The sequence below is a fragment of the Delftia sp. WSY_22 genome (genome assembly GCF_043104185.1).
GTDB classification, from domain to species: domain Bacteria; phylum Pseudomonadota; class Gammaproteobacteria; order Burkholderiales; family Burkholderiaceae_C; genus Comamonas; species Comamonas tsuruhatensis.
In genome coordinates this window covers 1-25,264 of record NZ_JBICKN010000052.1, presented here as the reverse complement: position 1 = coordinate 25,264, position 25,264 = coordinate 1, and the positions used below count along the sequence as shown (strand labels likewise).

Annotated in this window: 25 protein-coding genes and 2 pseudogenes; 6 read left to right on the top strand and 21 right to left on the bottom strand. The window is 63.3% G+C overall.

Annotated elements, in window-relative coordinates:
- Positions 1 to 78: 78 nt before the first annotated feature.
- The 3 genes from ACF8NF_RS22625 to ACF8NF_RS22615 all read left to right on the top strand — a co-directional run bounded on the left by ACF8NF_RS22625 (position 79) and on the right by ACF8NF_RS22615 (position 3,007).
- Positions 79 to 966, top strand: a complete 888-nt coding sequence (locus ACF8NF_RS22625) for a LysR family transcriptional regulator (RefSeq protein ID WP_016450439.1) — start codon at positions 79 to 81, stop codon at positions 964 to 966.
- Between the two features lie 105 nt (positions 967 to 1,071).
- Positions 1,072 to 1,848, top strand: coding sequence for an SDR family oxidoreductase (locus tag ACF8NF_RS22620; protein ID WP_061289876.1), 777 nt, complete (start codon positions 1,072 to 1,074; stop codon positions 1,846 to 1,848).
- A 733-nt stretch (positions 1,849 to 2,581) separates the two neighbouring features.
- Complete coding sequence (locus tag ACF8NF_RS22615; RefSeq protein WP_016450441.1) at positions 2,582 to 3,007, top strand: transcriptional repressor; 426 nt, start codon at positions 2,582 to 2,584, stop codon at positions 3,005 to 3,007.
- Between the two features lie 100 nt (positions 3,008 to 3,107).
- Here ACF8NF_RS22615 and ACF8NF_RS22610 read toward each other — a convergent pair whose 3' ends face one another.
- The 6 genes from ACF8NF_RS22610 to ACF8NF_RS22585 form a co-directional block, all read right to left on the bottom strand.
- Positions 3,108 to 4,472 carry a DUF3526 domain-containing protein gene (locus ACF8NF_RS22610; RefSeq protein WP_392451302.1) on the bottom strand — a complete coding sequence of 455 codons (1,365 nt, stop codon included), beginning with the start codon at positions 4,470 to 4,472 and terminating at the stop codon, positions 3,108 to 3,110.
- A complete protein-coding gene (locus ACF8NF_RS22605) occupies positions 4,469 to 5,896 on the bottom strand; it encodes a DUF3526 domain-containing protein (RefSeq protein WP_016454676.1) in 1,428 nt (475 codons plus the stop codon). The genes ACF8NF_RS22610 and ACF8NF_RS22605 overlap by 4 nt, the downstream gene beginning before the upstream one ends.
- Complete coding sequence (locus ACF8NF_RS22600) at positions 5,893 to 6,738, bottom strand: ABC transporter ATP-binding protein (RefSeq protein WP_392413151.1); 846 nt, start codon at positions 6,736 to 6,738, stop codon at positions 5,893 to 5,895. The genes ACF8NF_RS22605 and ACF8NF_RS22600 overlap by 4 nt, the downstream gene beginning before the upstream one ends.
- A gap of 8 nt (positions 6,739 to 6,746) precedes the next feature.
- Positions 6,747 to 8,942: a TonB-dependent siderophore receptor gene (locus tag ACF8NF_RS22595; protein WP_392451301.1), complete on the bottom strand. Its 2,196-nt coding sequence runs from the start codon at positions 8,940 to 8,942 to the stop codon at positions 6,747 to 6,749.
- Between the two features lie 116 nt (positions 8,943 to 9,058).
- Positions 9,059 to 9,412 (bottom strand): hypothetical protein, encoded by a 354-nt coding sequence (locus ACF8NF_RS22590; RefSeq protein WP_016450639.1) that lies wholly within the window; start codon positions 9,410 to 9,412, stop codon positions 9,059 to 9,061.
- Positions 9,413 to 9,544: 132 nt separating this feature from the next.
- Entirely contained in the window at positions 9,545 to 10,159 is a 615-nt protein-coding gene (locus ACF8NF_RS22585) for a TetR/AcrR family transcriptional regulator (protein WP_016450638.1), read from the bottom strand.
- 766 nt (positions 10,160 to 10,925) lie between these two features.
- On the opposite strand from ACF8NF_RS22585, the gene ACF8NF_RS22580 reads away from it, so the two are divergent.
- Positions 10,926 to 11,204: an H-NS family nucleoid-associated regulatory protein gene (locus tag ACF8NF_RS22580; protein ID WP_016450637.1), complete on the top strand. Its 279-nt coding sequence runs from the start codon at positions 10,926 to 10,928 to the stop codon at positions 11,202 to 11,204.
- A gap of 66 nt (positions 11,205 to 11,270) precedes the next feature.
- Here the strand turns inward: ACF8NF_RS22580 and ACF8NF_RS22575 are convergent, their stop codons facing one another.
- The 7 genes from ACF8NF_RS22575 to ACF8NF_RS22545 all read right to left on the bottom strand — a co-directional run bounded on the left by ACF8NF_RS22575 (position 11,271) and on the right by ACF8NF_RS22545 (position 19,207).
- Entirely contained in the window at positions 11,271 to 11,675 is a 405-nt protein-coding gene (locus tag ACF8NF_RS22575; RefSeq protein ID WP_016450636.1) for a RidA family protein, read from the bottom strand.
- A 4-nt stretch (positions 11,676 to 11,679) separates the two neighbouring features.
- On the bottom strand, positions 11,680 to 12,132 hold the full coding sequence (locus tag ACF8NF_RS22570; RefSeq protein WP_016450635.1) for a thioesterase family protein: 453 nt from the start codon (positions 12,130 to 12,132) through the stop codon (positions 11,680 to 11,682).
- Positions 12,133 to 12,141: 9 nt separating this feature from the next.
- Entirely contained in the window at positions 12,142 to 13,782 is a 1,641-nt protein-coding gene (locus tag ACF8NF_RS22565) for an AMP-binding protein (protein WP_280048452.1), read from the bottom strand.
- A 41-nt stretch (positions 13,783 to 13,823) separates the two neighbouring features.
- On the bottom strand, positions 13,824 to 14,993 hold the full coding sequence (locus ACF8NF_RS22560; protein ID WP_016454671.1) for an acyl-CoA dehydrogenase family protein: 1,170 nt from the start codon (positions 14,991 to 14,993) through the stop codon (positions 13,824 to 13,826).
- 2 nt (positions 14,994 to 14,995) lie between these two features.
- The gene (locus ACF8NF_RS22555; protein ID WP_012206272.1) at positions 14,996 to 15,853 is read right to left on the bottom strand and encodes an enoyl-CoA hydratase family protein; all 858 of its coding nucleotides are present in this window, start codon (positions 15,851 to 15,853) and stop codon (positions 14,996 to 14,998) included.
- Between the two features lie 42 nt (positions 15,854 to 15,895).
- Positions 15,896 to 16,699: an SDR family NAD(P)-dependent oxidoreductase gene (locus ACF8NF_RS22550; RefSeq protein ID WP_016454670.1), complete on the bottom strand. Its 804-nt coding sequence runs from the start codon at positions 16,697 to 16,699 to the stop codon at positions 15,896 to 15,898.
- Between the two features lie 159 nt (positions 16,700 to 16,858).
- Positions 16,859 to 19,207, bottom strand: a complete 2,349-nt coding sequence (locus ACF8NF_RS22545) for a bifunctional salicylyl-CoA 5-hydroxylase/oxidoreductase (protein ID WP_016454669.1) — start codon at positions 19,205 to 19,207, stop codon at positions 16,859 to 16,861.
- Between the two features lie 180 nt (positions 19,208 to 19,387).
- Between ACF8NF_RS22545 and ACF8NF_RS22540 the strand changes: the two genes are divergently transcribed.
- Both ACF8NF_RS22540 and ACF8NF_RS22535 read left to right on the top strand, forming a co-directional pair.
- A complete protein-coding gene (locus tag ACF8NF_RS22540; RefSeq protein ID WP_016450629.1) occupies positions 19,388 to 19,606 on the top strand; it encodes a hypothetical protein in 219 nt (72 codons plus the stop codon).
- A gap of 59 nt (positions 19,607 to 19,665) precedes the next feature.
- Positions 19,666 to 20,412 carry a hypothetical protein gene (locus ACF8NF_RS22535; RefSeq protein WP_016454668.1) on the top strand — a complete coding sequence of 249 codons (747 nt, stop codon included), beginning with the start codon at positions 19,666 to 19,668 and terminating at the stop codon, positions 20,410 to 20,412.
- 19 nt (positions 20,413 to 20,431) lie between these two features.
- Here ACF8NF_RS22535 and ACF8NF_RS22530 read toward each other — a convergent pair whose 3' ends face one another.
- The 8 genes and pseudogenes from ACF8NF_RS22530 to ACF8NF_RS22495 all read right to left on the bottom strand — a co-directional run.
- On the bottom strand, positions 20,432 to 20,833 hold the full coding sequence (locus ACF8NF_RS22530; protein WP_012206277.1) for a hypothetical protein: 402 nt from the start codon (positions 20,831 to 20,833) through the stop codon (positions 20,432 to 20,434).
- A gap of 175 nt (positions 20,834 to 21,008) precedes the next feature.
- Positions 21,009 to 21,413 carry a hypothetical protein gene (locus tag ACF8NF_RS22525; protein WP_212645269.1) on the bottom strand — a complete coding sequence of 135 codons (405 nt, stop codon included), beginning with the start codon at positions 21,411 to 21,413 and terminating at the stop codon, positions 21,009 to 21,011.
- A 126-nt stretch (positions 21,414 to 21,539) separates the two neighbouring features.
- A complete protein-coding gene (locus tag ACF8NF_RS22520) occupies positions 21,540 to 21,965 on the bottom strand; it encodes a DUF6896 domain-containing protein (RefSeq protein WP_156135986.1) in 426 nt (141 codons plus the stop codon).
- A gap of 366 nt (positions 21,966 to 22,331) precedes the next feature.
- Positions 22,332 to 22,649 (bottom strand): hypothetical protein, encoded by a 318-nt coding sequence (locus tag ACF8NF_RS22515; RefSeq protein ID WP_139223910.1) that lies wholly within the window; start codon positions 22,647 to 22,649, stop codon positions 22,332 to 22,334.
- A pseudogene (locus ACF8NF_RS22510) lies at positions 22,646 to 23,023 on the bottom strand (DUF6973 domain-containing protein); the annotation flags it as partial. The gene ACF8NF_RS22515 and the pseudogene ACF8NF_RS22510, both read right to left, overlap by 4 nt.
- A gap of 45 nt (positions 23,024 to 23,068) precedes the next feature.
- Positions 23,069 to 23,470, bottom strand: a pseudogene (locus ACF8NF_RS22505) (RHS repeat-associated core domain-containing protein); the annotation flags it as partial.
- A gap of 76 nt (positions 23,471 to 23,546) precedes the next feature.
- Complete coding sequence (locus tag ACF8NF_RS22500) at positions 23,547 to 23,987, bottom strand: hypothetical protein (protein WP_207442917.1); 441 nt, start codon at positions 23,985 to 23,987, stop codon at positions 23,547 to 23,549.
- Between the two features lie 8 nt (positions 23,988 to 23,995).
- Positions 23,996 to 25,264: RHS repeat-associated core domain-containing protein (locus ACF8NF_RS22495; protein ID WP_392451300.1), on the bottom strand; the 1,269-nt coding region annotated here is incomplete at its 5' end.

Here is a 25,264-nt window from a genome sequence, read left to right as displayed (position 1 = left end):
GGGGTATGCGGCCGGATTCTAGGAACGAGGGATATATATTTCCATTCTTCAAAATGGATTTATTCATACTGGATCGATATGGAAACCCGGCATCTGCGCTACTTTCTGGCGGTGGTGGACCAGGGCAGCGTCAGCCGCGCAGCCGACTGGCTGGGCATTGCCCAGCCCGCGCTGAGCCAGACCCTGGCCCGCATGGAGAAAGACCTGGGCGTGCAGCTGTTCCAGCGCTCGCGCCAGGGCGCCCTGCCCACGCCGGCCGCCCTGGCCATGCTGGATGACGTGCGCACCAGCGTGGCCCGCATAGATGCCGCCGCCAGCCGCGCGCGCGAGATCGCCAGGGGCAGTGCAGGCCAGCTCACCGTGGGCCTGGTGTCTTCGGCGCTGTTCGGCACCCTGCCCCGCGCCCTGCGCGCGCTGCGGCAGCAGGCGCCCGGCGTGCGCGTCATCCTGCGCGAGATGAGCAATGCCGAGCAGGCCGAGGCCCTGCAGACCGGCGCCATCGACATCGGCCTCATGCACACACCCGTGGCCGTGGGCGGGCGCATGCGCGAGCGCCAGCTGCTGCGCGAGCGCCTGGTGGCCGCCGTGCCCGACGAATTCCAGATCGGCGAGGACGGCCAGGTCAGCCTGGCGCAGATCGCCGAGGCCGGGCTGGTCATGTACCCGCAGGCCCAGCTGCCCGTGCTGCACGCCGGCATCCTCGACGCGCTGCGCAAGGCAGGCCACGAAGCCCATGTGGCGCAGGAGGCCAACCGGACCCTCACCGTGCTGGCCTGCGTGGCCGGCGGCTGCGGCGTGGCACTGCTGCCCAGCTGGATACGCTCCATGGACTTTCGCGGCGTGCGATTTTGCGAAGTGCGCGATGGCCGGTCCCTGCCCAGCCTGGACCTCAGCGCCATCTGGCCCGCACGCTCCACGCCCACGCTGGCCGACCTGTTCGCACACCTGGACCTGGGCAAAGACTGAGTGCGGCCCGCATTGGCGCCGCACCGGTGCAAGAAACGGGATGCGCCCGCGCCTGCGCCGCACTACAAACCGCTTTCCCTCATTCACGGAAAGAAAAGGTGCCAGATGCAGCCATCGTCACAGCAACTCCACGGAAAAGTCGCCCTCATCACGGGCGCCAGCTCAGGCATAGGCCGCGAAGCCGCCAGGCTGTTCGCACGCCACGGCGCCAGGCTGGTGCTCACGGCCCGCCGCCAGCCGGAACTGCAGGCCCTGGTGGCGGAGATAGAGCAGGACGGCGGCCAGGCCATCGCGCTGGCCGGCGACGTGCGGGACGAGCCGCTGGCCCGGGCCCTGGTCGAAACCGCCACGGCGCGCTTTGGCGGCCTGGACATCGCCTTCAACAATGCCGGCATGACGGGCGATCCCTGCGCCCTGCCCGACCTGTCGCTGCAGGCCTGGCAGGAGGCCATCGCCACCAATCTCACCAGCGCCTTTCTGGGCGCCAAGCACCAGATACCGGCCCTGCTGGCACGCGGCGGCGGCTCGCTGATCTTCACCTCCACCTTCGTGGGCTACTCGGCGGGCCTGCCCGGCATGGGCGCCTATGCCGCCAGCAAGGCCGGCCTCGTCGGCCTCACCCAGGTCATCGCGGCTGAATACGGCCCCCGCGGCCTGCGGGCCAACGCCCTGCTGCCCGGCGGCACCGACACGCCCATGGGCCGCGCCAGCACCCCCACGCCCGAGGCACGCGCCTTTGTCGAAAACCTGCACGCCCTCAAGCGCCTAGCCACACCGGCGGAGATTGCAGCGGCAGCGCTGTTCCTGGCGTCGGATGCATCCAGCTTCGTCACGGGAACGGCCATGGTGGTCGATGGCGGTGTGTCCATCCAACGGACTTGAAGCAAGGCCCCGCCAAAGCCGTCGCGGCAATGGCGGCCCGCTCGGATCTTCCGGTCGCCTGCGGCGGCTTTATCAGGGGAGTTTTGAAAGTGGCATTCCTGCCCCAATAATTCCCCTGGAAACGATGCTTGCGCTTTCGCTGTTCATTCCCGCATCGTGGCCAAGGAGCTGGCTGATGTTTTCTGACCACGCAATTCACGACGAAGCAACTGCTCGGCAAATGGTGCCCGGATGCTGAATCGACATGGGGTGACATGAACCATTACGGGATGGCCGCACCTTTCTTCCAGGGAATGGATGATGGACAAACGAGGTGCATTGAGGCAATCTGCTTGAATCGGTAATACACTGCCCATGCAATCCATTGCATCGCGTCTCCAGCAATTACCGTCGGATTCAGGACCTGCGCGAAGTCCCGCACAACCCTTGTCTCAAGCATTCTTCAGACAATAGATCAATTACATCCCATTACAGCATTGTGGACGGCTATGGTATTTAACCTTTGCACAAGGTCCATCGAATGCTCACGACATATACTCGCGCAAAACCGCAAGAATGGAATACCTGTTGTCCGTCCGATGTGATTTTTTCTCTTTCAAGAAAAGAACCGTTGCAGGGATTGCATCCCCATGCTTGCAGGAGCTACAGGCAGGCACAGTTCCATTTCGGCTGTGAGCGTTCGTGAACACTGATTAATCGCTTCGAGATTGTTATAGTAAATAACGGAACTACCATGACTAGACACACTCAGCCCATCGTGGAGCGCTTGTTCAGGCCAATGGAACGCTCGACCCGCCAGCGCAGTTCGATACGCACGGTCATGGAAGAGGCTGGGCGCCCCCTGCTCCCCGCTGAAATCCTGGGCGCAGCGCAGCGCGAGGTGCCGGCCATCGGTCTGGCCACGGTGTACCGCAACATCAAGCAATTGATGGAAGCCGGTGAGGTGCAGGCCGTGGACCTGCCCGGCGAGGCCACGCGCTACGAACTCAGCGGCCGCGCCCATCACCACCATTTCCGCTGCATGAGCTGCAACCGCGTGTTCAACGTGCCCGGTTGCCTTGGCGACATGCAGCGCATCGTGCCCGAAGGCTTTGTGGTGGAGCGCCATGAGATGACGATGTACGGCATCTGCAGCGACTGCCACCAGAACGTGCAGTAGCGGCGGGCCCCGGGCCTCAGGCCCAGGCATCGGCAAGCCGACAGCCATGGCGCAGGCCTTCCCTGCGCCATGGCTGTTTCTTTTTCCCCGGTCCGCTGCCTCAGCGCCTGCCCGGCCGCACGCGGCCTGCGGCAACGCCCCCGGCCAGCAAGGCCAGCGCAGCCACCGCCCAGAGCATCGCCACCTGGCCCCAGGTCTGCGGCGCATGGCGCGGACTGGCCGTGAAGACCGGCTGCGCTGCAAAGTCCTTCGCGCCGAATGGACGGTCCTCGAACAGATAGAGATAGAAGAAAGTCCGCAGCCGCGCATGGAAGGCGGCAATGTCGTCCTGGTAGGCCAGCTGCGCCAGCAGGTCGGTGCCGGCCTGGCGGTGCAATGCGGCCTGCACGCCCACGCCGGGCAGCAGCCAGCCCAGGCGCCCGGTCCAGGCCTGGCGCGCCTGCAGGCCTTCCCGATAGGCGGCGAACTGGGGGGCGACGCTTTCATCACCGAGCTGCTGGAAGGCGTAGTACCACTTCCAGTGAAAGCCCGCAGGCAGCGGCGCGGTGTTGCGCCATTCGGGGTGGTTGCGGAAGAAGCGCTCCATGGTCTGCTCGCGCGGCAGGTCCCAGGCACCATGCACGGTCTGGCGCTGGGCCAGCATCAGCTCCACGCCCTGGCTCACGGGCACGGCGCGCGACAGCGCGGCATTGGCCAGCGTGGGCAGCACCAGGGTCAGCACGGCCCAGCAGCCCATGAGGGCCATGGCGTTGGCCACCGAACTGCCGCCCAGCGTGGCGACCACCAGGCACAGCCCGCTCCAGAAGGCCACATAGGCCATGGCGCTCAGCAGCACGGAGGCGATGGCGCCCGCCTGCGCCCCGCTGGCCAATGCCCCTGCCAGGGCCGGCAGCGCCAGGCATGCCAGCAACAGCACCGAACGCAGGCCCGCACGGCGCAGCCACAGCCGGCGCCCGCTGCCGGGCATGGCCTGAAGCGTGCCCAGGCGTCCCGATTCGCGCTCGCCCGAGACCAGGTCGTAGAGCAGTGCAATCAGGAACAGCGGCGCCAGGTAGACCAGCACAAAGGCGAAGTCGAAGCGGCCCGCCAGCGCCAGTTCGGGGTTGAAGCTCTCGCCTTCATGCAGCTGCGCCTGCAGCGCCAGGGCACGCACGCGCAGCACATAGGGCGCGGCATCGCGCAGGCCCAGGGCGAGGAAGGCCGTGGACGACGGTGCATCCCAGGTACTGTGAAAGCCGTAGTAGGCCACCGAGCCCGCATCGCCGGACTGTGCATGCCGACCTGCCTGGGCCGCCATTTCCTGCTGCTGCATTTGGGCCAGACGGTCCAGGGTCTGGCGCTGCGACGAGATCTCGCGCAGGCCCGACAGTACGGCCAGCGTGGACAGCAACAGCAGCAGGGCCAGGGCGCACAGCGCCAGGCGCGAGCGCGTCAGAAGACGCCATTCATGTCGTAGCCAGCTCATCGCACCACCCTCCCCAGACGTTGCGTGGCCACCAGCAAGGCGGCCGCCAGCGCCGCCAGCCATCCCAGCAGCACGCAGGCTGCGGGTGCCGCGCGGCGCAAGGCCGCCAGCGGCGGATCGGGCTCGTGATGGAAGTCGGAGACTCCGCGCCAGTGCTCGTGGCTGATGCGGTTGTCTCGGCTGGAACGGTCACCCGCGTAGCTGAGCTTGTCCACCTGCAGCTGGTTGAGCGCCTGCACCATGCGGTAGCGATGCTGCTCGGCCTGCTCCAGAAAGCGCCGATAGCCTTGCAGGTCGGTGCCGGCCACGGCCATGGACAGGCGGCGCAGCGCAATCAAGGGGCTGACCAGGGCAAAGCCGTCGGCGCTGCGCAGTTGCCGGGCCTGCAGATCGAAGCTGGCCTCGGCATGGCGCCTGAAGAGCTCGCTGGTCAGCCGCTCGCCCTCCATGCCGACCAGGCCCTTGTAGTTGACGGGCAGATCCTCCACACGCGACACGCCGTACTGCGCAAGCACTTTGGCGCGAAAGGCGGCGAAGTAGGGATCGTCGGGATTGTGGCTGTCGCCCAGCGCCGCCAGCTCGCGCGCCGTGGCGATATCGGTCTCGAAGCGCGTGGGCAATGCCAGGGCCGCGCCCACCAGCTCCGGCGCCAGCCGGGGCACCAGCACCACGCCAATGGCCCAGGCGGCCAGCAGGGCCAGCAAGGCATCGCGCCCGCGCCGCATGAGGGCCGAGACCGCGGTGATGCCCACGGCCCACAGCAGCAGCCACAGCACATGGCCAGCCGCCAGCGCGGCCACCAGGCTGATGGGCACGGGCGTGGCCACCGCCATCCAGGCCAGGGCCAGCAAGGCGGGCAGCAGCACCAGGGCCGCCACGCCCGTGAGCGCCAGCAGCTTGCCGGCCACGAACTGCCGCATGCCCACGCCCTGGGCCAGCAGCACGCGCAAGGTGCCGGCCTCGCGCTCTCGCGCGATGCAGGCATGGCCCACGAAGATCAGCAGCAGCGGTGCCAGCACCTGCAGCACAAAGGCCGGCGTGAGCTGGCCGAAGCGCAGCAGCAGCGACGACTGGCGCACATCGCCGAAGTTGGCGCTGTTCTGGCGGTGGCCTTCGAGAAACAGCGTGTGGCCGGTGTAGGCGTCTATGCCCGCATCGAAGGCCGCCAGCGGATTGAGCGGGCGGAACACGAAATGGCCGTAGTGCACCATGCGGTGCGGATGGCGGTCGGGCTGGGCCTCGAACTCGTGGTCCACCTGCGACTGGTGGCGTTCGCGCTGGGCCTGGGCCGCGCTGCGCTGGTCCCAGGCGGTGAAGGCGGCAGTAGCACCGAGCAGCAGCCACAGCACCATGCCCAGCACGGCCACGCGGTCGCGCAGCAGCAGGCGCCATTCCTCGCGTGCAATGGTCCAGGCCGTGCTCATGCCGCGGCCCCCTGCACGCCTGCGTCTGCGTCTGCGCCTGCGCCTGCGTCTGCGTCTGCGTTTGCACTCGCACTCGCACTCGCACCCGAACCTGTACCCGCGTAGTGGCGGTGCAGTGCCCGCACGTCAAAGCGCTCTTCCCCACGGGCCGCCACCTCCTCCACCAGCCTGCCGCCCGCGATGAAGCCCATGCGGTCGGCCACATCGGCCGCCCCCAGCAGGTCGTGCGTGACCATGAGAATGGCCACGCCCTGGCCGCGCAGCTGCGTGATCAGCCGGCTGAATTCGGCCGTGGCCTGCGGGTCCAGGCCCGAAGTGGGTTCGTCCAGCAGCAGCGCCGGCACCTTGCGTGCCAGCGCCAGCGCAATGGCCACCTTCTGCCGCATTCCCTTGGAAAAGCCCGAGACGCGCCGGTCATGCGCGGCCGCATCCAGCCCTGCAGCGGACAAGGCCTGGCCGATGGCATCCCTGCTGGCGGGCTGGCCCGCCAGGTCCAGCAGATAGGCCACGTTCTCGCGCGCGCTCAGGTGCTCGTACAGCGCCACGTTCTCGGGGATATAGGCGATCAGGCCGCGCGCCTGCGCGGCAGCCGTCACCGGGTCCACGCCCTGCACGCGCACCTGGCCGCTGCGCGGCCGCACAAAGCCCAGGAACAGGCTCAGCGTGGTGGTCTTGCCCGCGCCGTTGGCGCCCAGCAGCGCATAGATCTCGCCGGCATGCACGGCCAGGTCCAGGCCCTGGAGGATGGTGCGCTCGCCATAGTCCACCACGGCGCCCAGTGCTTGGAGCACGGGCGAGGAGGCAGAAGTGGGGTTGGAAGAAACAGGAAGGGATGGATGCATGGCGGGGCTCAGAACTTGGCTTGAAGGCCTACGGTGACGGTGCGGGCGGTGCCCGGCGTCACCCACAGCCGGCTGTACGAGCTGGTGTAGTAGGTCTTGTCAAAGAGGTTGTCCACGTCCAGCGTCAGGCGCAGCGTGGGGCTGATGCGCCAGTAGGCCACCAGCTTGGCGGTGGTGTAGCCGGGCAGATCGAAGGCCGCCTTGCCAGCGTCGGCCTCGGCCTGCGTGCGGGCCTGGCCCAGGCGCTTGCCCACGCGGGTGACGCCGCCGCCAATGCCGTAGCGCTGGCCGTTGGAGAAGGCGTTTTCGTAGACCGCCAGCACGCTGCCGTTGACCTTGGGCACGTTGAGCAGGCGCCCGCCCACTTCCAGCGTGTTGTCGCGCGAGATCTCCACGTCGTTGAGCACCAGGCTCGCATTCAGGCGCCAACGCTGCGTGACCTGGCCGGCAAAGTCGAACTCCAGCCCCCGGCTGCGGATCTCGCCGGCCGAGACCGAGTAGCCGGCGTTGCCCGGGTCGGCCGTCAGCACGTTGCGCTTGCGGATGTCGAACAGCGCGGCCGTGGCGCCCATGCGCCGGTCGGCGCTTTCCCACTTGGCGCCCAGCTCCATGGAGCGGCCGGATTCGGGACTGAAGCCCGCGCCGGCCACATCGACGCCCACGTTGGGCCGGAACGAGCGGCCCACGTTGGCATAGAAGGTCCATTGCGGCAGCGGCAGCCAGCTCAGGCCCAGGCGCGGAGAGGTCGAGGTCGGGTCCTGCTGCGTGGTCGCGCCCGTGCGGCGGTTGTGCAGCGACTGGTCATAGCGGTCCATGCGCAGGCCGGCCACCACGCGCCACTGGGGCGAGAGCTTGATGGCGTCCTGCAGGTAGAAGGCCGTGTTGCGCTGGCGCTCGAAGGTATCGGTATTGGCCGTGGGCACGGGCTGCGTGCCTCCGTAGACGGGGTTGTAGATATTGATGGCATAGGGATTGGCCGCCGTGGGGTTGGCGCGCATCATCACCGTATCCATGTCGAAGCGAAAGCTCTCCAGGCCCAGCAGCAGCTCGTGTTCGACGGTGCCCGTTTTCACCGTGCCCTGCAGCTCGGCCTGCACGGCGATATCGTCGGACTGGTAGTCGCGGAAACGCCGCTGGCGCGTCAGGTCGCCATTGGCCAGCAGCGCATGGGGTTCGGTGGAAAAGCCGTTGATCGAGGTCTCGCGGTAGGACAGGCCCAGGCGGCTGCGCCACTGCGCGCTCCACTCATGCGAGAGGATGAACTGGTGCGTGCGGTTTTCCACCGTCACATCGCCGTCGCGCGGGTCGCCCAGGAAGCGGCTGCGCGAGATGGCGCCCAGGCGGTCGCCCACGGCCACCACGCCACGGTCCAGCGGCGTCTTGTGGCGCAGCAGCTCGCCCGAGTACTCCAGCACGGTATCGCGCCCCAGCTTCCAGGTGAAGGCCGGCGCAATCACCTGGCGGCTGGCGCCTACGAAGTCGCGGAAGCTGTCGCGGTCCTCCACGGCGATGTTGAGCCGGTAGGCAAAGTTCTCGCCAATCGGCCCCGTGCTGTCGAGCGCGCCGCGCCGCAGCCCGTAGCTGCCCGCATAGGCTTCCACGGAATGCGAAGGTGTCCACAGCGGACGCTTGGAGACGACGTTCAGCGTGCCGCCCGGCTCGCTGCTGCCGTAGAGCGCAGCGGCCGTGCCCTTGAGGAACTCGATGCGCTCCACGCCGGCCAGATCACGCGGCGCGTTGAAGCCGCGCCCCGAGGAAAAGCCGTTGAACAAGGTGGCCATGCCCACGTTCTGATCGCCGGGCAGGCCGCGAATGACGATGTTGTCCCACAGGCCGCCAAAGTTGTTCTGGCGCGAGACGCCGCCCACATAGTCCAGCACATCGTCGAGCTTGGTGGCTCCCAGGTCGTCCATGGCCTGGCGCGTGATCACGCGCACCGACTGCGGCAGCTCGCGCAGCGGCAGGTCGGTCTTGGCGCCTGCCGCCTCATCGGTGTGATAGGCGCCCGAGGCCGTGCGGCCCACGACTTCCACGGCAGGCAGCAGGGTCTGCTCCTGGGGCGACGGCGCTGACGGCACGGATGCCGCAGTTTGTTCCTGGCCCTGGGCCAGCACGGGCGTGGAGAAGAAAGCGGCAGCGCTCAGGGCAAGCGGCAGCGGGCGAAGGCCGGGGAGCGGCTTCGCGAGGATGGAGAAGGCAGTCATGATGAAAACGGGCACGGGCGCATGCCGCCGGCATCAGAAGCCGGCGCGCGCAAACACGGACATGCCGCCAGCACCAACGGTGCCGGCGGCAGAGAAGGAGAAAAGTGCTTGCGGATTCAGCGCGGCGGGTCGCGCGATGCAAAGGCCCAGCGGTTCTGCGAGGGGATGGCGCCGCCCACGGTGCGCGGCGGCACCCTCTCAGGCGGCGCGGCCACGGCCAGCGGCAGGCCGAAGTGCGGCAGCCAGGCCGCCGCATGCGGTGCATGGCCCATGCACCAGACGCAGACGGCTTCCGCGGCTTCCGCCTTTTCACCGGCCGGCGCCTTGTCCTCGCAGCCGTTCAGGCCGGCAAACGCCTGGCCGGGCGCTGCCGCCGCCTGCCGGATATGCGTTGCGCCGTGCAGGGGCATGCCAATGGCCGTGTTGAAGAACACGGCCAGCAATAGCAGGCGCAAAACAAGCAGACGCATAAGACGGCGATCTTACTATTGACAATTCAATATCGTTAACTATCCGCCGGCATTTTCAGCACGGGCCCCGGAGACAGCGCGGCAATATGGCACAGGCATGTGACAGCCGACTGGCGATTTCCCGCATTGTGCCTATTGATCTGCGGGCCCCACGCCCCGGAAGAACATGTCGCAGATCTGGTCCGCCACCTTCTCCAGCGAGCCCTTGCGGGGGTTGAACCAGGACTGTATGGAGTTGATGCTGCCCAGGATCATGATGCGCGCCAGGTGGATGTCGGCATCGGCCCGCAGGCGGCCTTCGGCGCGCAGGTCTTCGAGCAGGCCGCTCCAGAATTTCTGGTGGCGCTCGCGGCGCTTGATCTGGCGTTCGCGCACCTTGTCGGGCAGTTGGCCCAGCAGGCGGCCGTGGGCCAGGGCGAAGTCCCCATGCTTGATCAGGCCCGCCATCTGGCCCAGCACGGCTGCGCGGAAACGCTGCTCGGCCGTGGCGTCGGCGCCCAGCGCGGCAAGGCGCTCCTGCTGCTGGCTGATGATGCGGTTGCCGCCCTGCTCCATGACCTCGTCCACCAGCTCCTCCTTGGAGGCGAAGTGGTAGTAGATGCTGGCGGCCTCGATCCCGGACTGCTCGGCAATGTTGCGCATGGTGGTGGCAGAGTAGCCCTGCTCACCGAAGGTGCGGGCGGCCAGCTTGAGAAGGGTCTCGCGGGTCTCGTTGCCGTCGTGGGCGCTGGTCTGCCTTCTTGCCATGTCTGCCAGGGTGTGGATCGTTGTAGTGCGGCGATGCTAACAGGCTGTTGGTGGCACGCCAATCAAGCGTTCGGTACGCGCCCGCTGCCTGGCGGGCATGGCCGGGCCGCGAAACTGCGCCTGAAGAATCAGCCCCAAAGGCATTCCCGGGACTGCAATGGCCTGGCAATCAACGGCTCATGAATTTACGCGATATCGGCGGAAGATATTTCAAACCACGGCCAGGAATTCAATCCTCGCAATACAAAAAATCTATCCAGCCAATCGACAAGACAAATGAAACAACGCGTGTTAATCGCAAGATTAAATAGCAGAATCGAATCACATGTAATTTATTTTATAAATCGATAAATAAAATCGATTGATGAAACAAAATCAACACCCGCAACCGGTTCTGAAATGGGAACTTGTACGATCACCTCGTCGCGGCTGCCCAGGAAAAGCATGCCAGCACGCCCTCTCCAGAGGAGGAAGCGCCAACCACAATGCTCTGCAAATGTAACAAAGACGCAACAGCTTTTGTAAAGTGGAGGTTATCAAGATGCTGCTGGATATAATGCGGATCGCCTCGGAATATGCCCAGGCATGAGAAGAAGCTGTCTACACCCCATAGAACGCTCACATCATCAGTATTTATACTTACGGTGATATCTTCATCCCCCACTGCACATGCACCAACCTTGACCATTGCGTAAAGAGTTCCGGGTCGTTGTTCTTGCTGCGCAGTTTTCGACAAATAGCCGCACTTAGAAATTCTTCTATCAAGATGACTACATACCAAGAGCTGATTGCCCAGAAAAAACTGCTCGACCAGCAAATCGACGAGGCCCGCAAGCTGGAGTCCAAAGCGGCTCTGGCATCGGTGCAGGAACTGGTCCGGGAGTTTGGCTTCACGGCACAGCAGGTCTTCCCCTGGAAGCCCGATGGCAAGAAGAGCGCCCCCGCCAAGTACCAGGACCCCGAGTCCGGCAAGACCTGGACCGGCCGCGGCAAGCCGCCGAACTGGATCCTGGGCAAGGACCGCACCCTGTTCGAAATCAAGTGAGTCCCTGCCGCGCATGGGCCCGCCCGCACGGCGGCGCACATGCGCGGGCACATGCTCAGAGGTGCGTCATGCAGGCACCACCGCCGTGACCTCGATCTCCACCTTGGCCCGGTCTTCCACCAGATCCGCCACCTCCACCGCCGTCATGGCGGGGAAATGCCGCCCGATCAGCTCGCGGTAGTGCTTTCCAATGGCGGGATAGGCCGCCACGTATTCCTGCTTGTCGGTCACATACCAGGTCATGCGCACGATGTGCTCGGGCCTGGCGCCGCCTTCGGCGAGGATGGCGACGATATTGGCCAGCGCCTGCCGCACCTGTCCGGCAAAGTCGTCCGTCTCGAATTGCTGCTGGCCGTTCCAGCCAATCTGCCCGCCGACAAACACCAGCCGGGAGCCGACCGTCATTTCGGTGAGGATGCCATTGGCATAGCCTCGTGGCGCCAGCCAGTCCGGGGGTTGCAGAGTCTTCATTGCTTCATCCTGTTCTCGTTGAATCCGTAAAACCGTCCTGCGGCACCAGATAGGCCTGCAGGCGCTCGCGCAGATCGGCCGGCAGTGGCGTGGCCTTCATGCTGCGCAAATCCATGGTGACGATGGTCATGCGCGCAGACAGCCGTCGCTGGCCGTCCGGCCCCTCGAAACGCACATCGAACTGGAACGACGCCCCGCCGATGCGGCGCACCTCCAATACCTGGCGCAGCGTGTCGTGCCAGCGGCTGGGCGCCGTGAAATCGCATTGCACCGACACCGTGGGCGTGCCCACCTGGCGCTGTACATGCAGGGTGTGGAATGGCAGGCCCATTCCCCTGTCGAACCATTCCTCGACCAGGTCGTTGACCATTTCGAAATAGCGCGGGTAAAAGACGATGCCGGCCGGATCGCAATGGCGAAACAGCACCTGCACCTGGCTGACGAAGGCGGAGGCCATGGCGCGCGCTCACGGCATCTTGCGCAGCACGAAGCGCTGCAGCTTGCCGGTCTCGGTGCGCGGCAGGGCCGGCACGAAGACAATGGCGCGCGGGTACTTGTAGGGCGCAATGCTGGCCTTGACGAAGGCCTGCAGCGTGGCGGCCATATCGTCGCCGGCCGCAAAGCCGGGCTTGAGCACCACAAAGGCCTTGACCACCTGGCCGCGCTCGTCGTCGGGTGCGCCGATCACGCCGCATTCGGCCACGGCCTCGTGGCGCAGCAGTGCGTCCTCCACCTCGGGGCCGGCGATGTTGTAGCCGGCCGAGATGATCATGTCGTCATTGCGCGCCTGGTAGAACAGATAGCCGTCGGCATCACGCACAAAGGTGTCGCCGGGCAGGTTCCAGCCGTTTTGCACAAAGCGCTTCTGGCGCTCGTCGGCAAGATACCGGCAGCCGGTCGGCCCCTTGATGGCCAGGCGGCCGGGCGTGCCGTCGGGCACGGGCTGCATGTCGTCATCCACCACCTGGGCCACATAGCCGGGCACGACCTTGCCGATGGCGCCCGCGCGCACCTCCTCGGGCGGGCTGGAGACAAAGACGTGGATCAGTTCGGTGCCGCCGATGCCGTCGATCATCTCGATGCCCGTGGCCTGCTTCCACAGCTGGCGCGTGGCGTCCGGCAGGGCCTCGCCGGCCGAGACGCTTTTCCTGAGTGACGACAGGTCGAAGCGCGCTGCCTGCGCCGCCATCTGCCGGTAGAAGGTGGGTGCGGTGAAGACGATGGTGGCGCGGAAATCCTGCACCAGCTGCAGCAGCCCTTCGGGCGTGAGCTTTTCGGCCAGCACGGTGCTGGCGCCCACGCGCAGCGGAAAGCACAGCAGCCCGCCGAGGCCAAAGGTGAAGGCCAGCGGCGGCGTGCCGCAGAAGATGTCGTCCGGGCCCGGCCGGATCACATGGCGCGGGAACAGGTCGCACATGGCCAGCACGTCGCGGTGGAAATGCATGCAGCCCTTGGGCGCGCCCGTGGTGCCGCTGGTGAAGGCGATCAGGCAGACATCGTCTGCCGCCGTGTCGCAGCAGTCGAAGGTGTCGGGCTTGGCTGCGGCCAGGGCGTCCAGCGCATCGGCTGCGCCGTCGTTGAAATACAGCACGCGCGAGAGGTCCGGGCAATGGTGTTCATGGCCGGGCTGCAGGCACAGCTGCACCTCGTCCTTGAGGCGCACATCGCACAGCACGGCCTGCACCCGGGCCTTGGCGATGATCTGCTGCAGCTCCTTGGCACGCAGCAGCGGCATGGTGGGCACCGTCACCAGCCCGGCCTTGATGGCGGCCAGCCAGGAAGCCGCCATCATGGCGTTGTTGGGGCCGCGCAGCAGCAGCCGGTTGCCGGGCACCAGCTGCAGGTCTTCCACCAGCACATGGGCGATGCGGTTGGTCAGCGCCTGCAGTTCGGCATAGGTCATGGCGGCCTGGTCCGCGCCCTGCCTCCAGCGCAGGGCCACTCGGCCGCCCTGGCCGCGCGCCACCATGGCATCGACCAGTTCGGCCGCGCAGTTCAGGCGTTCGGGATAGGCCACGTCCGGCCCGTCGAGCAGGAACTCGGGCCATTGGTCGGGCGGCGGCAGGTTGTCCCGGGCGAAAGTATCGATGTGGGCGGAGGCTTGCATGCGATGTTCCCTGGCTTTGCGTTGAATGGGCAGCCTGCCGCTCAGGCCTTGAGCAGCTCGCGCGCGATGATGAGTTTCTGCACCTCGGTCGCGCCCTCGTAGATGCGCAGCGCGCGGATTTCGCGGTACAGCGTCTCCACCGGCATGCCCGAGACCACGCCCGCCCCGCCGAACATCTGCAGCGCGCGGTCGATCACGGCCTGGGCCGATTCAGTGGCCGTCATCTTGGCCATGGCCGCCTCGCGCGTGGTGCGCGTCTTCTTCACATCGCGCATCCAGGCGGCCCGGTAGGTCAGCAGGGCCGATGCGTCGATGGCCGTGTCCATGTCGCCCAGCGCGGCCTGGGTCAGTTGCAGGTCGCCCAGGGTCTGCCCGAACATGCGGCGTGACTTGGCGCGTGCCAGGCCTTCGTCCAGCGCGCGGCGCGCAAAGCCCAGTGCGGCGGCGGCCACCGAGGCGCGGAAGATGTCCAGCGTCATCATGGCCAGCTTGAAGCCCTGCCCCGGCTCGCCCAGGCGCTGCGACACGGGTATGCGGCAGTTGTCGAAACGGATGGTGGCCAGCGGGTGCGGCGCGATCAGCTCGATGCGCTCGCCAATGGAGAAACCCGGCGTGTCCGCATCGACCACGAAGGCGCTGATGCCGCGCGCCCCCGGCGCCTCGCCCGTGCGGGCGAACACGCAGTAGAAGTCGGCAATGCCGCCGTTGGAGATCCAGGTCTTGGCACCGTTGAGCACATAGTGGTCGTCTTCGAGCCGCGCCTCGCAGGCCATGGCGGCCACGTCGGAGCCGGCATCGGGCTCGGACAGCGCAAAGGCCGCAATGGCCTCGCCACGCGCCACGCGCGGCAGGTAGCGCTGGCGCAGCGCTTCCGACCCCATGAGCGATATCGCACCGCTGCCCAGGCCCTGCATGGCAAAGGCGAAGTCGGCCAGGCCTTCATGGCGGGCCAGGGTCTCGCGCAGGATGCAGACCGCACGCGAGTCCACCTCGGGCAAGGCCCCGCCCCAGGCGCCGCCGGGGCCGGACGGCACGGCATAGCGCAGCCAGCCGGCCTGGCCCAGGGCCTTCACCAGTTGGCGGCAGGCTGCATCGGCATCGTGGTGGTCCACATCGCCCAGGGATTGGGCGCACCAGGCATCGGCCTCATGCGCCAGCGTGCGATGGGCGTCGTCGAAGAAAGGCCAGTCCAGCCAGGAGGAATCACGCATTTTCAGTTTCCTTCGAAGACAGGCTTTTGCTTGGCCACGAAGGCCTCGTAGGCGCGGTGGAAGTCGCGCGTCTGCATGCAGATGGCCTGGGCCTCGGCTTCGGCCTCGATGGCCTCGTCCACGCCCATGTTCCATTCCTGGTGCAGCAGCTTCTTGGTCACGCCATGGGCAAAGGTGGGGCCTGCGGCCAGCTGGGCGGCCAGCGCGTGGGCGGCTTCGCCGATCTGTTCGGCGCCATGCAGGGCATTGAAGAAGCCCCAGGCAGCGCCCTCCTCGGCCGTCATGGCGCGGCCCGTGTACAGCAGCTCGGAGGCGCGGCCCTGGCCGATCATGCGCGGCAGCAGCGTGCAGGCGCCCATGTCGGCACCGGCCAGGCCTACGCGGGTGAAGAGAAACGCCGTGCGCGCCGCGGGCGTGCCCAGGCGCATGTCGGCCGCCAGCGCGACCATGGCGCCCGCGCCCGCGCAGATGCCGTCCACGGCCGCCACGATGGGCTGCGGGCAGGCGCGCATGGCCTTGATCAGGTCGCCCGTCATGCGCGTGAAGTCCAGCAGCTCGGGCATGCTCATCTTGGTGAGCGGGCCGATGATCTCGTGCACATCGCCGCCCGAGCAGAAATTGCCGCCCGCGCCCGTGACCACCACGGCCTTGATGTCGGTGGCATAGACCAGGGCGCGGAACAGGTCTCGCAGCTCGGCATAGGAGCCGAAGGTCAGCGGGTTCTTGCGCTCGGGCCGGTTCAGGGTGATGGTGCCGATCTTGCCGTCGGCCGATACCTGCCACACAAAGGTCCTGGCCTCGTAGCCGGCCAGGGGGCGCTTGTGGTGCTTCATGCTGTGTTCTTCGGGCTGGGTGCTCATGGTGTCTCCATCAAGAATTCAGAAAACGGGGGTGGACCGGGTTCAGCCGGTCATCACCTCGCCGCCATCGACGGCAATGGACTGGCCGTTGACCGAGGCGGACGCCGGCAGGGCCAGCCAGGCCACGGTCTCGGCCACTTCCTCGGGCTGGACCAGGCGGCCCTGCGGGTTGCGTTCGGCCAGCCTGGTGCGGGCCTCATCCGCAGTCATGCCGGTCTTGTCCATGATGTTGGCCACGGCGCCGCGCACGATGTCGGTCTCGGTGTAGCCGGGGCAGACGGCGTTCACCGTCACGCCCTTGCCTGCGGTCTCCAGCGCCAGCGAGCGCGTGAGGCCGATCACGCCATGCTTGGCCGCGCAATAGGCGCTGACATAGGCATAGCCGATCAGCCCTGCCGTGCTGGCCACATTGATGATGCGGCCCCAGCGCGCAGACAGCATGCCCGGCAGCGCGGCCTGCATGCAGTGGAAGGTGCCTGTGAGGTTGACGGCCAGCATCGCCTGCCACAGTGCGGCATCGGTGCGCTCGAACTTCTGGCTGCTGGCCTGGCCTGCGTTGTTGACCAGCACCTGCACGGGGCCGAAGGCCGCCTCGGCCTGCGCGAAGGCCTGGCGCACCGAGTCCTCGTCGGCAATATCCGCCTGCACGGACTGCACCATCTGTGCTGCCGGTGCCGTGCCGCCCAGCTCGCGCACGGCAGCCTCCAGCGCTGCACCATCGCGTCCCAGCAGCGTGACCCGCGCGCCGCGCGCCAGCAGCGCCCGCGCGCAGGCCAGGCCTATGCCGCGCGCCCCGCCCGTCACCAGGGCATGGCGCCCTTCAAGAAGATTCAAAGATATGGTCATTTCAATCACCCGTGGCGATGCGAGCCACCCGCAACCTATGAAACCGGCGCGCCACACAGCGAGGGACGCCGAGGAAGGGCCGCCCCGCACCGACGGTGTCGTCCCCCTCCCGCGAAGCGAGAGAGGGGGAAGGCGCGAAGCGACTCAGGGGGTGTAGTTTCATTTCGCGTCCAACTGCGCCATGGCGGCGGCGCGTTCGAAGTTGGTTTCCAACTGGCGCTTGCCGGGCTGGTACTGCGGCGGCCAGTCCACATCGTGGGCGCCCAGGCGTGCGGCCTCGCGCAGCGTCCAGGCGGCATCGGCCAGGTGCGGACGCGCCAGCGCGCACAGGTCGGCCCGGCCCGAGGCGATGATGGCGTTGGCATGGTCGGCCTCGAAGATGGCGCCCACGGCAATGGTCGGTATGCCGGCCTCGTTGCGCACGCGGTCGGCAAACGGCGTCTGGTACATGCGGCCGTACACCGGCTTCTGGTCGGGGCTGACCTGGCCCGAGGAGCAGTCGATCATGTCGGCGCCCGCCGCCTTGAAGCGGCGTGCGATCTCCACCGCATCGTCGGGCGTGATGCCGCCCTCCACCCAGTCATGGGCCGAGATGCGCACCGACATGGGCCGGTCCTGCGGCCAGGCTGCACGCACCGCCTCGAACACCTCCAGCGGAAAGCGCAGGCGGTTGTCCAGGCTGCCGCCGTATTCGTCGTCGCGCCGGTTGGTCAGCGGCGAGATGAAGCTGGACAGCAGATAGCCGTGCGCGCAGTGCAGCTCCAGCCAGTCAAATCCCGCTGCCGCGGCGCGCCGCGTGGCGGCCACGAAGTCCTCGCGCACGCGGTCCATGTCGGCGCGGGTCATGGCGCGGGGCACTTGCGAGAGCCCCTCCAAGTACGGTAGTGCCGACGCCGACAGCAGCGGCCAGTTGCCCTGCTCCAGCGGATGGTCGATCTGCTGCCAGCCCAGTTGGGTGGAACCCTTGCGGCCCGCATGCCCCAGCTGCATACCAATGTGCGCCCCGCCCTGCGCGTGCACAAAATCAACGATGCGCCCAAAGGCCTGCGCCTGCTCGTCGTTCCACAGCCCGGGGCAGCCGGGCGTGATGCGCGCGTCGGGCGAGGTGCAGGTCATCTCCACCATCACCAGGCCCGCGCCGCCCATGGCGCGCGCGCCCAGGTGCACCAGGTGGAAGTCGCCAGGCACGCCGTCGGTGCAGGAATACATGGCCATGGGCGAGACCACGATGCGGTTCTTCAGCCGCAGGCCGCGCGCCTGGTAGGGCGTGAGCATGGGCATGGGCGGGCGGCGGCCTTCGGGCACGGTCTCGCCCGCATGCTCGGCAATCCAGCGCTCGAAGCCCTGCAGCCAGGCGGCATCGCGCAGGCGCAGGTTCTCGTGCGAGATGCGCTGCGAGCGCGTCAGCAGCGAATAGGCGAACTGCTCCGGCTCCAGGCCCGCATAGCGCTCCACGTTCTCGAACCATTCCGTGGAATTGCGCGCCGCGTTCTGGATCTTGAGCACCTCCACGCTACGCACCTCCTCGTAGTGGCGCAGGCCGGCCTCGATGCCCCCCGCAGACCGCAGGCTGCGCGCCAGCTCGATCGCATCCTCCAGCGCCAGCTTGGTGCCCGAGCCAATCGAGAAATGCGCCGTGTGCGCCGCATCGCCCATCAGCACCACGGGCACGCTGCGCGGGCCGCGCAGCGTGTCCAGCGCATTCCAGTGCACCCAGGTATTGCAGATCACGCGCGGAAAGCGGATCCAGATGGCCGAGCCGCGCAGGTGCGTGGCATTGCTGACCAGGGCATGGCCGTCCAGCCAGGGGGCGAACAGCTTCTCGCAATAGGCAATGCCCTCTTGCTGGCTCATCTGCTCTATGCGGGCGGCCTGCCAGGTCTCCTCGGGCGTCTCCACGATGAAGGTGGACATGCCGTCTTCATAGCGGTAGGCATGGGCCTGGAACCAGCCGTGCTCGGTCTGCACGAAGGCGAAGGTGAAGGCATCGAACACCTTGGTCGTGCCCAGCCACACGAAGCGGCAGCGGCGCTGGTCGATATCGGGCCGAAAGGTATCGGCATAGCGCGTGCGCACCTGGCTGTTGATGCCGTCCGAGGCGATGACCAGGTCGGCGTCGTACTCGCGCGCCATCGCCTGGTCGTCCTGCACGAAGTTCTCGAACACCAGCTTCACGCCCACGTCCTCGCAGCGCGCCTGCAGGATGTTGAGCAGCTTCTTGCGGCCTATGCCGATGAAACCATGGCCGCTGCTGCGCAGGCTCCGTCCCTTGAAGTGGATGTCGATATCGTCCCAGTGGTTGAAGGCGTCACCAATCGTGCGGGCCGACACCGGATCGGCCTCGCGCAGGTTGTCCATGGTGGCGTCCGAGAACACCACGCCCCAGCCAAAGGTGTCGTAGGGCCGGTTGCGCTCCACCACCGTGACCTCGTTGGCGGGGTCCTGCAGCTTCATCAGCAGGCCGAAGTACAGGCCGGCGGGACCTCCACCGATACAGACGATCTTCATACCGCAAACCCTTTTCTCGACGGGCGGCAGGCGCCCCAGGTTCAGCAACAGTGCCCAATCACTTTAGGCCTGAATAGTTTAGATTTGAAATATATGGACAAACCGCCACCACGGACATGGGGAGAACACGGATATGCCACCGGCTCCCGTTACGATGCCCGCTCACCAGGAGACACCCGCTTGGAGAAATACCGCTTCAATGTCTTTGGCCGCATCATCGCCATCGAACGGGCAGACGCCCACTGGCGCTGCTTCAACGTGGGCGCGGACGGCAAGCGTGCCCCTGCCCTGCTGGCCATCCCCGCCGACGTGACCCACGCCGAACTGGCCCAGTACCTGTACGACATCTATCACGAGAGCGCAGCCGCATCGGACCAGGACATCTTCGAGATCACCTGACACCCGGCCCGCAGCGCCCCCCGCATTCCCAACCCCCTCTATCCGCCAAGGAGCCCCTCTTGTCCCAGCCAACCGAAGTCCGCGAACTGAAGCCGGGCCTCACCCCCTTCCCCGCCGCCGCCGACATCTTTGTGGCCGACCAGCCCTGGCTGGCAGAGCACCTGCTGCCGCTGATCTCCATCGACCTGGGCCTGATGCGGCCCGAACTGGCCGGCACCGTGGTCCACATGCTGTGCCCCGTCGAGCCCTTCGAGGGCTGCATAGGCGATGAGACCGAAGCCCACCACAACGCCTTCACCGCCCCCAACTGGTTTGCGCTGGAACTGACGCCCGACAACCGCTACCGCTTCCTGGGCAACGAAGGCTTCTTCCAGCGCGCGCCGCAGCACGGCGGCCAGTTCACCAAGGACGCCTACGCCTGCGAGCACACCGACGAAATGCTGGCCAGCCACGCCAAGGCCAGTGCCTACTACGCCGAGCACGGCCGCTTGGCCAGCTACTCGCGCTACGGCAAGGGCGAGCCCGTGGAGCAGGACTACCTGGACAGCCTGGGCGGCGGCATCTGGTACGGCAACTGGACCAGCCACCCGCCCATTCCCCCGGCCTTCCAGCTGGACGAAGCGGAAAACGCCGGCATGGGCGATGAACTGGAAGACGACGGCATCCGCATCACCCGCGACGGCAAGCCCTTCTTCCACGTGGCCAACGTGGCCGGCTACAACTGGTGCGCCACGGGCGCGGACAGCATCCTGCTGTTCTACGAGCCGGAAAGCCGCACGGCGCTGTTCACCTTCGACTGGACCTGAGCCGGCCGAGCAGCGCCGCTCAGACGCGGCCCTGCTCGGGCGTGACGATCAGATGCGCCAGCAGCGGCCGGATGCGATCGTCCTGGTAGTAGCCGCCGTATTCCGTGTAGCGCAGAAAGGCGGCATTGCAATGGTGGCAGCGCCAGAGCGTGCAGCGGTTGTACGGGTGCCAGCCCAGGGCGATGGGGGCATCCGGTGACCACTGGTTCGTGCCCTGTGGGTGATATTCATCGAGCAGTTCCCGCGTCTCCGGCGTGCCCAGCGCACCAACCTGCTGCAGATGCGAAGTCTTGTCCGCCCCCGACAAGGACTCCCAGCCCGGCCTCCACAGCACAGCGCAGTCCGCGCATCGCTGCTGCTCGGCCGCCGCTGCGGCGAAGGCTCTCAATTCGGGTTCGGGAAGGGGGGTTGAAGTTGTCATGAAACGGGGCCTCGGTTTCCATGGATTGTCCGGCAGGTTTGGGGGACGGGCTACCAGTGGAAAACATCTTGCTGTTCCACGAACCTGGAAACGCTACGGTACTCTTCACCACCGACTGGACATCACGATCAGCCATGGCCTTGCCCCGGCTAGTCGGCTGGCAGGCATGCCCGTGTCAATCCAGCGGCTCGGGGCAGCCAGCGGCGTTGCTCCCCTCCAGACAATCGAACGCCCTTTCGGCACAGGCCTCCACTCTCGTCCATTCGCCAACTTGCATGTTGAAGCTTTCCGGCATGTCCGTGCCGTACGCCTCAAAGACGGCATTGATGGCATCCACCAACTGCCCCATCAGCGATGCCTCCTGCTCATCGAGAAGAATTTCACCGATCGCCATACGAGCATCACTGCCAAGATCCGTATCGTCAAAAATGAAATGTATGGCCAAATCAAGATGGTCGTATTGAACGTCTGCAGGAAATTCCTGATTCACCCAGGCTTTCATCTGATACTTCAAATCCTTGAGTTTCCTCAAATATCCGAGCAATTCCATTCTCATTTCAGGATATTTCAAGCGAGGCATCTCAATATCTTCCTATCCTGTTACCCGCCGATTGTGAGTAGCCCTGGAGCTTGTTATGCATTTTATAAAATCAATAAGATTTTATCCCCTTTATTAACTAGATTAACAATTAAATTAATGACAGCATTAAGATGAAAGTAACTTATAATACCCCGTCGGCAGCACCTTCACGATCTCTCCTGTAGATTCCAAATAAATCAAGGCTGATTTAATTGCATCATCAGCATATTGGTTTTTGAAATTAAATCCAATCGATTCAAAATAGAAGAATAATCTATTTGCGCTAAAAAAATCTCCATTCGACAGGAAATAATCATTTATATCAATAACCGCACCTTCATGAGAGAACTCATAACCACATCCATGCTTTTTAAATTCCCACTTATTCATCTCCTCATCAAAAACAAATCCGCTGCGAGGAAGAAATTCTATATTTGATAGCTTCACAAGATCACTATGGGTTCTCATGAAAGAAAGATGTAGAATCTCCTGTTTTTCTACATATTTTTTTATGCCAAAAGCAATATTTTTGATAAGGGAATAATCTACCACAATCAATACCTTGTTCTATTTGAACGAGCAACGGCGGCGTCTTAAGCGTGCCCAAAGCAGCCGCATCGCCTTGTGGATGCCCTGCGGGTTGTATTACTGCAGCGCATTGCTCCAGGGATACAGCTTGGCTGGCCCTCGCCGGTCCGTCAGGGCTATTGGTGTGCCCGAGTGGCCGCAATGGCAGTGGTAGTGGTGGATAGCGCTGTTACCGGCCTGCTGAAATGTTATAGATCGACGTGCACACCCACCTTTGCATAGATGCAATATCAAAAGTCTCGCTTAACTGCATGAGTGCATTAGCCAAGAAAAATCTATGCCACTTGGCACTAGTCTTTATCCCACGGAATATTAAATCATGGTAATATTTTATTTACCAAAACACCCATATTTACCCATCGAATTATTTATCACCATTTCTTCACCAGAAGAAATTATTTCTTTATTTTTTATAAAGAAATAAGTAAAAATTCCGTCATCCATTGATTCTTTATATTTCATATTATCTTTTATATTATTTGAATATTTCTTCAAATCCTCAATAATAAATAATTTGGGCGTATATGGCGGAAATATGCAAACAAAATCGTAATCTCTATTTATATAATAACTAAAATCATCTTTTTTAAAGAAATACCAACTCAATATTATTGAAATAATAATAATTGCTGTTAATTTAATTTTCATGGAATTTGCCAATCTTGGCTTGTGGTGAGCGCGCCAGAATCTTTATCTATAAACCATAGACTGCCATCATCAAGACTATCTTGGCATTTATTTTCACAGTCATTTTTTGTTTTTGAAGATAGCGAGCAATTTCTGCCTTTTTGATTGTTGTGCAAATCCATTATTTCCTCCTTTTTTGCTTGACCTGCTTTTGTTCCATACTCCTCGTGAGTATCGCCAACAGATTTCGCCTGGTCTACCCCCATCCTTAAGCTCATAATGCAAGACCAATAACAATGACGGAATGCATCGCCCTTTCCATTGTGCAACTCATTTCTTGGAAATTTTCTCTGAGCTGTAGACAGGGCATCTTTATTATCAGATCTTGTACTAAGAGCATCCCATGGCCCGATATTCCATATATGACTCAGCTCTTCCATCAAACCTAGTGGATCTATGCCTTTGTTTGGATTTTTGACATAAATATTCTTATTGACCCCACCTGCCAACCCAATCGGATCCTGATTCACATAACTCCCCACCACCGGATCGTAATACCGATGCCGGTTGTAATACAGCCCCTCATGGTGCTGCCCCGGCAGCCGGATTGCCTGGTGGATGCCTTGCGGGTTGTACTCCTGCAGCACATTGCCCCAGGGGTCCAGCTTTGCGGCCCAGGCCACTTGGCCGGTCTGGTCCGTCAGGGCCATGGGCGTGCCCAGATGGTCGCAGTTGTAATGATGGATGGCTACGGAGCCCTGTCGCGCTCGCTCCTGCTTTTGCAGTTACTTGCGCATCTCCTGCAGCATTTTTATGGTGTGCTCGTCGTGGATACCCAACATGACCAAGCGATCTGCACGCGTTTTGGCCCCATCTTGTTATAACCCATGGGGCTGAACAATCCACGCATATCGAGACTCACTGTGACTGGTGATCTTTATTTTCAACAATCTCTTTACTTATTAGAAAATCACCGTATGGCCATACGGTTATGGTGGTCGTTCTAATAAAATTGTTATTTCCGTCAGATCTTGAGTGTTTTGATAACTTGAAATAATGAGTTTCTTCCCCCAATGTATTTGAAATACTTATTGATGCAGGGAAAGCAGTTGGTTTAATGTTCGATTCTTTTATCCTAAGTTCGACATTTTGACGAATTAGATAACGATGGCTTTGCCATCCCAGTATATCTTTGACACTCAAATCATAGTCTGGATTTCCCAGTTTATTAAAAATATAAGATAAATTAAATCCCTCTATATCCGATAAATCAATTTTCATTGGTGCCATCAAGAAAGTTAGCAAAGATATTATTTGAAAACCAAGCGTTGCGGCTATTATGTAAATTACTGTCTTCATCATCTTTCTCAATCTTTGCATCTTCTATATATTGGATTGCCTTTAGGCGATGCCCCATTCCATGGCCAACCTGTTGAATGTGATCCGTCTTCTGAGCCTGCGCCAATGGTTGTACTACTCCCTGTCACGACTGCCACATGCCCAGTAGCGTCCCCATATGGATATGCCACCGCAACAATATCACCAGGCTTTGGAGACGTAACAATTTCGAATCCGGGAATCGCTTTTTGTGGATTTGCCCAATCTCCAGCAGTTGCTGGTCCTCTTGGGATAATTCCAAATCTGTAGCGCGAGGGAGATTCGACATCTGCATTTTCTAGCACTTCATGAACAAAGAGATTACATTTATTTCTCTTTGACCCAAAGCCATAATTCGAGGCGTATGAGTATCTTTCTTGATTATTTAATTTCTCCGCTGCTTTCAAAATTCTCTCTGCACACGTTTTTACGGGGGCCAAGCCCAAAGGATCCATGGAAATCATGGGATTTATCGCATATATACTTTTGTTAACCCCTCCGGCCAACCCAATCGGATCCTGATTCACATAACTCCCCACCACCGGATCGTAATACCGATGCCGGTTGTAATACAGCCCCGTTTCCCTGTCATGGTGCTGCCCTGGCAGCCGGATCGCTTGGTGGATGCCTTGCGGGTTGTACTCCTGCAGCACATTGCCCCAAGGGTCCAGCTTGGCCGCCCAGGTGACTAGCCCCCGTTGGTCGGTCAGGGCCATGGGCGTGCCCAGATGGTCGCAGTGGTAGTGGTGGATGGCGATGCGGGCGTGCTGTTCTTTTTCCTGGTCCTGCAGTTTGGCCTGCATGCCGCTGAGCAGGCGGGTGGTGCTTTCGGCCTGTTCGCCCAGCATGGCCTGGGCGCTGGGCGGCAGGCCGTGCTCCAGTGTGTGGCGCAGGTGGTGGGCCGCGTCTTGCTGCATGTCGCGCGGCATGGCGTCGAGCATGGTTTGCATCAGGGCCAGGGCCGGCGCGTGGTTGGGGTCTTCCGGGTCAGGCAGGCCTGCGGCGATGGCTTGCACCAGCAGGTGGGGCTCGTCTTGGGGGTCGCCGCTGGCCGTGGTGCTCAGGCGCACCAGGGGCGTGAAGCTGCCGGGTTCGTAGATGGTGTGTTCTATGTGGCGCGTGTCATCGCCGCCCTGCAGGCGCTCGGTGTGGATGAGGCGGTCGCCGTCCCAGCCGTAGTAGTGGGTGCGGGTGGATTCTGTGGAGTCCGCGCTTTCGACCTGCTGCTTCAGGCGCCTGCCCAGGGCGTCGTAGGTGTA